Origin of the sequence: Actinokineospora sp. (assembly GCF_050699995.1) — a bacterium.
In the GTDB taxonomy this organism is placed as follows: domain Bacteria; phylum Actinomycetota; class Actinomycetes; order Mycobacteriales; family Pseudonocardiaceae; genus Actinokineospora.
Genome location: NZ_JBOHGC010000424.1, coordinates 1 through 10595, shown reverse-complemented (window position 1 = coordinate 10595; position 10595 = coordinate 1). Strand labels below are relative to the sequence as shown.

The 10595-nt window shown below is 70.4% G+C and carries 12 protein-coding genes and 1 pseudogene; 11 read left to right on the top strand and 2 right to left on the bottom strand.

Annotated elements, in window-relative coordinates; genetic code table 11:
• The 8 genes and pseudogenes from ACRDSQ_RS20905 to ACRDSQ_RS20870 all read left to right on the top strand — a co-directional run.
• Positions 1–702: pseudogene (locus ACRDSQ_RS20905) on the top strand (FAD-dependent monooxygenase); the annotation flags it as partial.
• The gene (locus ACRDSQ_RS20900; protein WP_431423394.1) at positions 699–1457 is read left to right on the top strand and encodes a creatininase family protein; all 759 of its coding nucleotides are present in this window, start codon (positions 699–701) and stop codon (positions 1455–1457) included. The pseudogene ACRDSQ_RS20905 and the gene ACRDSQ_RS20900, both read left to right, overlap by 4 nt.
• A gap of 12 nt (positions 1458–1469) precedes the next feature.
• Positions 1470–3014, top strand: coding sequence for a benzoate-CoA ligase family protein (locus ACRDSQ_RS20895; protein WP_431423393.1), 1545 nt, complete (start codon positions 1470–1472; stop codon positions 3012–3014).
• Positions 3011–3691: an SDR family NAD(P)-dependent oxidoreductase gene (locus tag ACRDSQ_RS20890; protein WP_431423392.1), complete on the top strand. Its 681-nt coding sequence runs from the start codon at positions 3011–3013 to the stop codon at positions 3689–3691. The genes ACRDSQ_RS20895 and ACRDSQ_RS20890 overlap by 4 nt, the downstream gene beginning before the upstream one ends.
• A complete protein-coding gene (locus tag ACRDSQ_RS20885; protein WP_431423390.1) occupies positions 3688–4515 on the top strand; it encodes an enoyl-CoA hydratase family protein in 828 nt (275 codons plus the stop codon). The genes ACRDSQ_RS20890 and ACRDSQ_RS20885 overlap by 4 nt, the downstream gene beginning before the upstream one ends.
• The gene (locus ACRDSQ_RS20880) at positions 4512–4919 is read left to right on the top strand and encodes a RidA family protein (protein WP_431423389.1); all 408 of its coding nucleotides are present in this window, start codon (positions 4512–4514) and stop codon (positions 4917–4919) included. The genes ACRDSQ_RS20885 and ACRDSQ_RS20880 overlap by 4 nt, the downstream gene beginning before the upstream one ends.
• Positions 4920–5103: 184 nt before the next feature.
• Entirely contained in the window at positions 5104–6216 is a 1113-nt protein-coding gene (locus ACRDSQ_RS20875) for an acyl-CoA dehydrogenase family protein (protein ID WP_431423396.1), read from the top strand.
• A gap of 12 nt (positions 6217–6228) precedes the next feature.
• Positions 6229–6807 (top strand): DUF4240 domain-containing protein, encoded by a 579-nt coding sequence (locus ACRDSQ_RS20870; RefSeq protein WP_431423388.1) that lies wholly within the window; start codon positions 6229–6231, stop codon positions 6805–6807.
• Here ACRDSQ_RS20870 and ACRDSQ_RS20865 read toward each other — a convergent pair.
• The gene (locus ACRDSQ_RS20865) at positions 6800–8161 is read right to left on the bottom strand and encodes a TrpB-like pyridoxal phosphate-dependent enzyme (RefSeq protein WP_431423386.1); all 1362 of its coding nucleotides are present in this window, start codon (positions 8159–8161) and stop codon (positions 6800–6802) included. The genes ACRDSQ_RS20870 and ACRDSQ_RS20865 overlap by 8 nt on opposite strands.
• A gap of 89 nt (positions 8162–8250) precedes the next feature.
• Between ACRDSQ_RS20865 and ACRDSQ_RS20860 the strand changes: the two genes are divergently transcribed.
• Positions 8251–8733 carry a cation:proton antiporter regulatory subunit gene (locus tag ACRDSQ_RS20860; protein WP_431423384.1) on the top strand — a complete coding sequence of 161 codons (483 nt, stop codon included), beginning with the start codon at positions 8251–8253 and terminating at the stop codon, positions 8731–8733.
• Positions 8733–9914, top strand: a complete 1182-nt coding sequence (locus tag ACRDSQ_RS20855; protein WP_431423382.1) for a cation:proton antiporter — start codon at positions 8733–8735, stop codon at positions 9912–9914. The genes ACRDSQ_RS20860 and ACRDSQ_RS20855 overlap by 1 nt, the downstream gene beginning before the upstream one ends.
• On the opposite strand, the gene ACRDSQ_RS20850 is transcribed toward ACRDSQ_RS20855, so the two are convergent.
• Complete coding sequence (locus tag ACRDSQ_RS20850) at positions 9911–10366, bottom strand: VOC family protein (RefSeq protein WP_431423380.1); 456 nt, start codon at positions 10364–10366, stop codon at positions 9911–9913. The two genes, ACRDSQ_RS20855 and ACRDSQ_RS20850, sit on opposite strands and share 4 nt — an antisense overlap.
• Before the next feature lie 133 nt (positions 10367–10499).
• Between ACRDSQ_RS20850 and ACRDSQ_RS20845 the strand changes: the two genes are divergently transcribed.
• On the top strand, positions 10500–10595 hold a 96-nt coding region (locus ACRDSQ_RS20845; RefSeq protein WP_431423395.1), incomplete at its 3' end, for a helix-turn-helix domain-containing protein.

The window sequence follows — 10595 nt, the reverse complement described above, 5'->3', positions numbered from 1 at the left end:
CTGCGGTTGACCCACGCGGGGGCTCGGGGAGCGACCCGGCCGGCCGCGCACGGGCTCGACATTCCGCTGCCCGCGGACCAGGCATGGCCGCTGCTGGCGGCGTCCGCGGTGCCGTTCGGGCCGTTCGCGCAGACGCCGAAGGCGATGGACGCCGAGGACCTCGCCGTGGTCCGGCAGGCGTTCGCCGACGCGGCGGCCAGGGCGGCGGACGCCGGGGTCGACGTGCTGGAGTTGGACCTGGCCGACGGTCACCTGCTGGCGGGTTTCCTGTCACCGCTGACCAATCGGCGCGACGACGAGTGGGGTGGTGAGCAGCGGTGGGCGTATCCGCTGTCGGTGCTCGACGCGGTGCGTGAGGTGTGGCCGCGGCTGCTCTCGGTGCGGTTGACGGTGACCGACTGGGCGCCGCGCGGGCTAGGGCTGCCCGAGGGCATTCGGCTGGCCAAGGCGGTGCACGAGCATGGGGCGGACCTGATCCATGTGCGGGCCGGGCAGAGTGTGGCCGAGGCCCGGCCGGAGTTCCGCCGCGGCTACCTGACGACGCTGTCGGACCAGGTGCGCAACCAGGCGGGCGTGCCGACGCTGGTGGGCGGATACTTGACCACACCGGACGAGGTGAACACGATCGTCGCCGCCGGGCGAGCCGATCTGTGCGTGCTCGCGCCGGAGCCGTCACCGATCGAGGCGGTGGTGTTGTCGTGACGCAGTTCGCCGATCTGACGTCGCCGCAGGTAGCCGATCTCCTTGCGGGCGACCGAACTCCGGTGTTGCTGCTGCCGGTGGGCGCGATCGAGCCACACGGGCCGCACGCTCCACTGTCGACGGACCCGATCATCTCCGCCGGGATGTGCGCGCGAGCCGCCGAGCGGCTCGCCGACGATCCCGCCGTCCGGGTGCTGATCCTGCCCGCACTGCCCTACGGGGTCACGCACTACGGCGAAGCGTTCCCCGGCGCGGTCGGCATCAGCGCCGAGACACTGCACGCCATCGTGGTCGACGTGTGCACTTCCCTCGCACGGCAGGGGTTCACCAAGGTCGTCCTGGTGAACAACCACTTCGAGCCCGAGCACGTGACGGCGCTGACGTGGGCGGTCGACTCGCTGGCCGAGCACGGCATCCACACCGGATACCTGCATCTGCTGCGGCGGCGCAACGTCGAGCGGCTCACCGAGGAGTTCCGGTCCGGCTCCTGCCACGCGGGCCGCTACGAGACGTCGCTGGTGCTCGCCGACCGGCCCACACTGGTCGACATCTCGGTGATGCGCGGGTTGCCGCCGCTCATCGTCGACATGCCGACCGCCATGCGCGAGGGCCGCACCGACTTCGTGGCCATGGGTATGGACCAGGCGTACTGCGGATCGCCCGCCGAGGCGACCGCCGAGGAAGGACAGTCCACTTTCGACACCCTGACCGAGCTGCTGATCGACGTCATCCGCGATGTGGCCGATCAGGAATGAGAGGACACCGAGGTGTTGCGCTACGAGGACATCCCCGACCGGCTCAACCTGGCGACGTACTTTCTCGACCGCAACCTGGCCGAGGGGCGGGGTGAGCGCACCGCCCTGCTCGGCCCCACGGGTCCCACGACCTACGCGGAGCTGGCGGAGCTGACCAACCGCGTCGGCCACGTTCTGCACGACCTCGGCGTGCGGGTGGGGCAGCGGGTGCTGCTGGCGCTCGGCGACGGCGTCGAGTTCGTCGCCACCTGGTACGCCGCGCAGAAGATCGGGGCGATCACCACCGAGGTCTACACATTCCTGCCCGCCAAGGACTACGCCTACTTCCTCGACTACACCGACGCGGCCGTGGTGGTCGTCGATCTCACGACTCTCGACCGGGTCCGCGAAGCCGGTACCAGTGGCCGAAAAGTGCTGGTCATCGGTGAGACCGCGTTGCGGGACAACGAATACGACTTCGCTTCGCTGGTCGCGGAAGCGTCACCCCGGTTGGACTCCGCTCCCACGCACCGCGATGACGTGGCGCTGTGGAAGTTCACCACGGGGAGCACGGGAGCCCCGAAAGCCTGTGTGCACACCAATCGCTCGCCCGTCCTGAGCCATGACTGGTACGCGCGGGGCGTGCTCGACCTGGGGCCGGACGACATCGTGCTGCCGGTGCCGAAGTTGTTCTTCGGCTACGCCCGCGATCTCGCCGCGCTCTACCCGTTCGGCGTGGGCGGGGCCGGGATCGTGTTCGGTGAGCGCACGACACCCGAGCGGATCTTCGAGCTGATCGCGAAGTACCGGCCGACGATCCTGGTCAACGTGCCCACCATGATGAGCGCGATGGTGGCGCATCCGGACGCCGCCGCGCAGGACCTGAGCTGCCTGCGGCTGTGCACGTCGGCGGGTGAGGCGCTGCCGCCGGAGCTGCACCGCAAGTGGGACAAGGCGTTCGGTGTCGAGGTGGTCGACGGGATCGGGTCGTCGGAGGCGTACCACATCTACATCTCCAACCGGCCGGGCGCGGCGCGGACGGGCAGCGTGGGCACGCTGGTCCCCGGGTACCGCGCGCGGATCGTCGACCAGGACGACGCGGACGTGCCCGACGGCGAGACCGGCACACTGGAGATCATCGGAGCGACGGCGGCCGTCGGCTACTACGGCGACGCGGACAAGTCGGCGCAAACGTTTCCGGGTGGTGACACCGTCCACACGGGAGACTTGTTCAGCCGCGACGCCGACGGCGCGTTCCACTACCAGGGGCGCGCGGACGATTTGCTGAAGGTCAGCGGAATCTGGGTGGCGCCGAGCGAGATCGAGCACTGCCTGATCGGCCACCCGGACGTCATCGAGTGCGCGGTGGCGGGGCACGAGACCGAGGGGTTGGTGCGGCCCTACGCGTTCGTCGTGTCGCGAGTGGACATCGACGCCGAGGATCTGCGGGCGTATGTGCGGGAACGCCTGTCCCCGCACAAAACCCCGGAGCGGATCGTCTTCGTTGACGCGCTTCCCCGAACCACCAACGGGAAGCTCGACCGGCGCGCGCTGCGCGGGTTGGATGTGGCGCGGTGAGCAGGCTGGTGGTGGTGACCGGCGGGACCCGCGGCATCGGAGCGGCCGTGGCGGCGCGGTTGCGGGCAGCGGGGGACGAGGTGGTGGCTGTCGGGCGGTCCGAGTGCGACGTCACCGACGAGGATGCCGTCGCGGCCTTCTTCGCGGGCCTGGGTCCGGTCGATGTCTTGGTGAACAACGCGGGCATCTCGACCAGTGCGCCGCTCGCCCGGACCCGCTTGGCCGACTGGGAGGCACAGTTGGCCGTCAACGCCACCGGCGCGTTCCTGTGCACGCGGGCGGTGTTGCCGGGAATGTCCGAACGCGACAGTGGGCGGATCGTGACCGTCGCCTCGGTCGCCGGTCGCGTCGGATTCCGTTACACCTCAGGGTATACGGCTTCGAAGCACGCGGCGGTCGGGTTGATGCGGGCGGTCGCGGCGGAAGTCGCCGGCACCGGGGTGACGTCGAATGCCGTGTGCCCTGGGTATGTGCGGACGGACATGACGGACCAGACCGTGCGGCGGATCGAGGAGCGGACCGGGCGTGACGGTGAGGCGGCCCTGGCGGCGATGTCGCCGCTGGGTCGGTTGCTGGAGCCGGACGAGGTCGCGTTCGCCGTGGCGTTCCTGGCCGCGCCCGAGGCCGGGGCGGTCAACGGGCAAACGCTTGTACTCGATGGAGGAGGAGTTCAGTGAGTCCTTTCAGGGCGTCGCCTGGGTTTACCGAGAAGTGGGAGCACTTTGGCTTCGACGTCACCGACGGCGTGGCCACGGTGACGCTCAACCGACCGGAGAAGCTGAACGCGCTGACCTTCGACGTCTACGCCGACCTTCGGGACCTCTTGGCGGAACTGCCGCACCGCGGTGACGCCCGCGTCCTCGTGCTGCGCGGTGAGGGCCGCGGGTTCTGCTCGGGCGGCGACGTCGAGGAGATCATCGGCGAACTGCAGAAGATGGAACCGGCGCAGCTGCTGGAGTTCACCCGCATGACCGGCGCTGTCGTGAAGGCGCTGCGGGAGTGTCCGCTGCCGGTGATCGCCGCGATCAACGGGATCGCCGCGGGGGCCGGTTCGGTGATCGCCCTGGCCAGCGACTTCCGCCTGATGGCCCGCTCGGCGTCGTTCGCGTTCCTGTTCACCAAGGTCGGATTGGCGGGCGCCGACATGGGTTCGGCGTACCTGCTCCCCCGCCTGGTCGGCCTCGGCCGGGCAACGGAACTGTTGATCCTCGGCGACAAAGTCGACGCCGACCGCGCCGACCGCATCGGCCTGGCCACCCAGGTCGTCGACGACGCGGATCTGGCGGCCACCGCCACCACCCTGGCCCGGCGACTCGCCGATGGCCCAGCCTTGGCGTACTCCACGACGAAGGTGCTGCTCACCCGGGAGTTGGACATGGACCTGGGCAGCGCCATCGAACTGGAGGCGATCACCCAGGCCCTCCTCATGAAGAGCGCCGACCACGCCGAGTTCTACGCCGCCTGGTCAGCGGGCCGCCGCCCGGTCTGGACCGGCCGATGACCCCGCATGAGGTCGTGACCGCCCCCGGCCTGGCCGCCCCCGTCGGCTTCGCCCACGCCGTCATCGCCGCCCCGGGCCGGGCCGTCTATCTGGGTGGCCAAACCGCCCAAGACGCCGACGGGATCATTGTCGGCACCACCATGGCGGACCAATTCGATGTGGCCGCTGGAAATGTCGTCGCAGCCCTCGCGGCGGCGGGCGGCTCCCCCGGCCACTTGGTGTCGCTGGTCATCCACGTGACCGACGTGTCCGCCTACAAGGAAGCGCTGCCGGAGCTGGGCCCGTTGTGGCGCAAGCACTTCGGCCGCCACTACCCCGCCGTCGCCCTCCTCGGCGTCACCGAACTCTTCGACGCCGAAGCCCGGATCGAACTGATCGCCACGGCGGTGATCCCCCATGACTGACCCCCAAAGTTATCCACAGCCCCCCACAAACCAAGATCCTTTGACACCCCCCACCGATAGACTGGCCAAGGGCCGTCCCCCCGGGGAAGGGCGGGGGCTGTCTGGTGGGCTCCGCGACGGAGAAGGACAAGGGAAGTCGGCGGGCGCGCCGCCACCGGGCGAGAGGCGGGCCGGTGGGGTGGAGTTGGCCGAGTACACCGAGAAGGTGGCGGCGGGGCCGCTTCGGGAGATCGCCGCGCGAGGGGCATCGGGGCGGATCAACCGGCCACTGCTCGCGGCCTTGGCGGAGCACGGGTTGCTCGGGCGGATCTTCCAGCGCGGCGACAGCGGGTATGTGCCGACCTCGGCGATGGACCTCTGCGTCATCCGCGAAGCCCTCGCACGCCACTGCACGGAGGCCGAGACGGCGTTCGCGCTTCAGGGGCTTGGCGCCTATCCGATTCTGCTCGCCGGGTCCCCCGAGGTTGTCGAGCGGTGGATTCCGCGGATCGCCGCCGGTGAGGCGGCCGTCGGGTTCGCGTTGACCGAACCGGACGCCGGGTCGGACGCGGCGTCCCTGGCGTTGCGGGCCACTGTGGACGGCGACCACTTCGTGCTCGACGGGGAGAAGACCTACATCTCGCACGCGCCGGAGGCCGAGGTGTACTCGGTGTTCGCCCGCACCACCGACGGGACCGGTGCGCGCGGCATCACAGCCTTCGCGGTCGCGCGGGACACGCCCGGGCTCACCGGCGAACCTATCGACCTGTTGGCGCCGCACCCGATCGGCCGGTTGCGGTTCGACGGTGTGCGCGTGCCCCGATCGCAGGTCCTCGGGGAGGTTGACGGCGGGTGGAGTGTCGCGATGCGCACCCTCGACATGTTCCGGCCGAGCGTCGGCGCGTTCGCGGTCGGCATGGCGCAGGCCGCCCTCGACGCCGCGGTGGCGCACGCCGCGCAGCGGCAGGCGTTTGGGCGGTCGTTGTCATCGTTCCAAGGGGTGTCGCACCAGCTCGCGGATGTGGCGACCCGGTTGCGAGCCGCGCGGCTGCTGGTCCACGACGCGGCCGCGGCCTACGACGCCGAGCCGGGGAAGACCGGACACCTGTCCGCCATGGCCAAGCTTTTCGCCACCGAGACCGCGCAGGTCGCCGTCGACCTGGCCATCCAGGTGCACGGCGCCCGCGCGCTCGAACGGGGGCACCTGCTCGAACACCTCTACCGGGAGGTCCGGGCACCCCGCATCTACGAAGGCGCCTCCGAGATCCAGCGCGAAATCATCGCGCGCAGCTTGTTCAAGAGTGTCGGTGCCCGCTGAGACCATGCGGGCATGACCGATGACGCGTTCTGGCTGCTGATCGAGCGAGCCGCGGAACAGGCGGGTGACCGCGACGAACAAGCGGAGTGGCTCGCTGAGGAACTCACGCGCCTCCCGGTCGAGCAGATCGTCGGCTTCCAGGTCCAGCTGTCCGCCCACCGGTCACGGGCCGACACCTGGGACCTGTGGGCCGCGGCCCGGGTGATCATGGGCGACTTCTGCTCAGACGAAGGCTTCTGGGCCTTCCAGCTGTGGCTGCTCGGACTGGGCCACCACACCTTCGACCGGGTCGTCGCCGAACCAGACCTGCTGGCCGAGGTCGAGCCGGTGCGCGCCCTGGCCGCCAAGCCGATCCACACGTGGTCGGAAAGCGACTGGCCCTCCTGGGAAAGCCTGGACTACGCCGCCGCCACCGCCCACCAGGACGCCACCGGACGCGAACTCGGCCTGGAGAAAGCGCTTTCGAACGCCGGGATCGACCTGCCCCTGACCCCGGTGCCCGCCGACGTCGACTGGAACCCGGCCGACCCCGCCGAGGTCGCCGCCCGGCTCCCCCGGCTGAGCCTCCTGTTCGGTGCCCGGGTCAGGTAGACGCGGGCAGCTCCGCGAGCGCGCGCTCGATCTCCTCCTCGGGCAGGTCGTGGTCGACCATCTCACCGCCGAGGTACGCGCCATAGGCGGGCAGGTCGAGGTGCGCGTGCCCGCACAGCGCGGTCAGGATCACCTTCTCCTCGCCGGTCTCCTTGCACCGCAACGCTTCGCGGACGCACTCGGCGAGGGCGTGGGTGGGCTCGGGCGCGGGGATGATGCCCTCAGCGCGGGCGAAGCGGACACCGGCGGCGAAGCACTCCTGCTGGGGGATGGCGGTCGCCTCGATCAGGCCCAGTTCGTAGATGTGCGACAGCAGCGGCGACATGCCGTGGTAGCGCAGGCCGCCCGCGTGGATCGGGTCGGGGATGAATCCGTGGCCGAGGGTGTGCATCTTCAGCAACGGTGTCAGACCGGCGGTGTCGCCGAAGTCGTAGGCATAGACGCCCCGGGTCAGTGACGGGCACGCCGCCGGTTCGACCGCCCGGATCGTCGGGGAGATCCGGCCCGCCAGCTTCTCCCGCAGGAACGGGAACACCAGGCCGCCGAAGTTGGACCCGCCGCCCGTGCAGCCGACGATGACATCCGGGGTGTCGCCCGCCATCTCGAACTGCTTGATGGCCTCCTCCCCGATCACCGTCTGGTGCAGCAGCACATGGTTGAGCACACTGCCCAACGCGTAGCGGGTGTCCGGGTCCGCGGCCGCCATCTCGACCGCCTCGCTGATCGCGATGCCGAGGCTGCCGGGCGAATCCGGGTGCTCGCCCAGCACCGCCCGGCCGGACGCGGTCAGGTCCGACGGGCTCGGGTGCACGGTCGCGCCGAAGGTCTCCATCATGAGCTTGCGGTACGGCTTCTGGTCATACGACGCCCGCACCTGCCAGACCTCGCACTCCAGCCCGAACACCGCGCACGCGAACGCGAGAGCACTCCCCCACTGGCCGGCGCCGGTCTCCGTCGTCAGCTTCGCGACGCCCTCACGCGCGTTGTAGAACGCTTGCGGAACGGCGGTGTTCGGCTTGTGCGAGCCGACCGGGCTGACTCCCTCGTACTTGTAGTAGATCCGCGCGGGCGTGGCGAGCGCGCGCTCCAGGCGGTGGGCGCGGAACAGCGGCGACGGCCGCCACAGCCGGTAGACGTCGAGGACCTCGTCGGGGATGTCGATGTAGCTCTCCCCCGACATCTCCTGCGCGATCAGCGCCTGCGGGAACAGCGGCGCCAAGTCGTCCGGCCCGACCGGCTGCTTCGTCCCCGGGTGCAGCGGCGGGGGCGGCGGTTCCGGCAGGTCGGGGATGATGTTGTACCACTGGGTCGGCAGGTCCGACTCGTCGAGCAGGAACTTCGTGGGTCCGGACATGCCCGCCTCCCTTGGCTCGGTCGATCCGTCCAACGCTAGAACTGACGCGGCGGCACGGCCATCGGAAGCGCCGTTGTTACGGTGGTGGAGTGAACGTCGAGGTGACACCCCTGCCGGGAATCGGCACACGCCAGGACTTCGTCTCCCGCTCCGGCCGCCGCATCGGGGTGATCACCTACCGCGACGGCCACGCCGAGCTCATCGTCTCCAAACAGGACGACCCCGACTCGTGCGTCGCGTCGATCCCGATGACCATCGAGGAGTCGAGCACGCTGGCGAACCTGCTGGGCGCGCCGCACCTGGTCGCGCAGCTCGAGGGGCAGCACCGCGAGGTCACCGGGGTGACCACCCGGCAGCTGCCGCTCGCACCGGGCTCGCCGTTCGACGGCAAGACCCTCGGCGACACCGAACTGCGCACCCGCACGGCGGTCTCCGTCGTCGCGGTCGTGCGGTCCGGGACCGTGCACCCGTCGCCGCGGCCGGACTTCCGGTTCGCCGGCGGCGACATGCTGGTCACCGTCGGCACCGCGGATGGGCTCGCCCGGGCCGCCGACGTCATCGAACACGGCTGATGCCGGAGACCGCTGTCCCCCTGATCGAACTGGGCGCCGTCTTCTTCGGCCTCGGCCTGCTCGGCCGGCTCGCCTGGCGCATCGGCATCTCCCCGATCCCGCTGTACCTGGTCGGCGGGCTCGCGTTCGGCGCGGGCGGGCTGGTGCCGCTGCACGGCGTCGAGGGCTTCACCCACATCGCGGGTGAGATCGGCGTGATCCTGCTGCTGCTCCTGCTGGGGCTGGAGTACTCGGCGGCCGAACTCGTCACGGGGCTGCGGCGGTCCTGGATGGCGGGCCTGCTCGACCTGGTGCTCAACGCGGCACCGGGCGCGGCGGTGGCGCTGCTGCTCGGGTGGGGGCCGATCGGCGCGCTCGCGATGGCGGGCGTCACCTACATCTCCTCCTCCGGGATCATCGCGAAAGTCCTGGGCGACCTGGGTCGACTCGGCAACCGGGAGACGCCGGTGGTGCTGTCGATCCTGGTGTTCGAAGACCTCGCCATGGCCGTCTACCTGCCGATCCTCACCGCGCTGCTGGCGGGCGCGTCACTGCTGGGCGGCTTGACGGCGGTCGGGATCTCGCTCGTCGCCGTGACCGTGGTGCTCGTGGTCGCGCTGCGCTTCGGCCGGTTCGTCTCGATGATCGTCGACAGCCCGCAGCCCGAGGTGTTCCTGCTGCGTGTGCTCGGCGCGGCCCTGCTCGTCGCCGGTGTCGCCTCGCAGCTGCAGGTGTCGGCGGCGGTCGGCGCGTTCCTGCTCGGCATCGCGATCTCCGGGGCCACAGCGGAGAACGCGACGAAGCTGCTCGAACCGCTGCGGGACCTGTTCGCGGCCGTGTTCTTCGTGGTCTTCGGTTTGAACACCGACCCGTCGACGATCCCGCCCGTGCTCGGGTACGCGGTGGCGCTCGCCTTCGTCACCACGCTCACCAAGGTGGCGACGGGCTGGTGGGCGGCACGCCGACAGGGCATCGGCAGGCTCGGCCGGGCCCGCGCGGGCGCGGCCCTCGTGGCGCGCGGCGAGTTCTCCATCGTCATCGCCGGGCTCGCGGTGAGCGCGGGCGCCGTGGACAGTCAGCTCGCCGCGCTGGCGACCGCGTACGTCCTGCTCATGGCCATCCTCGGGCCAGTCGCGGCGCGCGTCGTCGAACCCGTGGCCGAGCTGTTCCGACGCAAGGCTCCCGCCCAGGTCGTGTCCTAGACGACGCAGAACTCGTTGCCCTCCGGGTCCTGCAGGACGACGGCGTAGTGGTCCATGTCGGGCATGTCCATGACCCGCAAGACGGAGGCACCGGCGTTGATCACGCGGTCGACCACGGTAGTCACCCGCTTACGACGTTCGGCAAACGGCACCGCGCGGCCGCCGCCGACCTTCAGGTCGAGGTGCACACGGTTCTTCACGACCTTCGACTCCGGGACACGTTGGAACCAAATCCTCGGCCCCTTGCCGGAAGGGTCGACGACGGACTCCGGGGCGTCGCCCGCACCGTCGGTCAGCTCGTCCTCCGGCACACCCATGTCGGCCCAGTAGTCACGCCACGTCGCGTGGCCGCCGGGGGCGGGCTCCGGGATGTAGCCGAGGGCCTCGGTCCAGAAAGCCACCTGCCGGCGCGGGTCGACGCAGTCGATGGTGACCTGCAGTGTCAGTTCCACGAGACCGAGCCTGCCACGGAGGCTGCGAACCGTTCAGGATTCTGTGCCCGTGTGTGTCTGATTGTGGTGTTTGGGATTGGCGACGCGGTGTGGAAGCGCGGATTTGTCGGTGGTGGTCGGTACGGTCCGCGTGATGATCGTGTTGCAGGCGTATCGGTTCGCGTTGGACCCGACAGCGGCCCAGGGGGCCGTGTTGCGGTCGCATTGTGGCGCGCAGCGCTACGCCTAC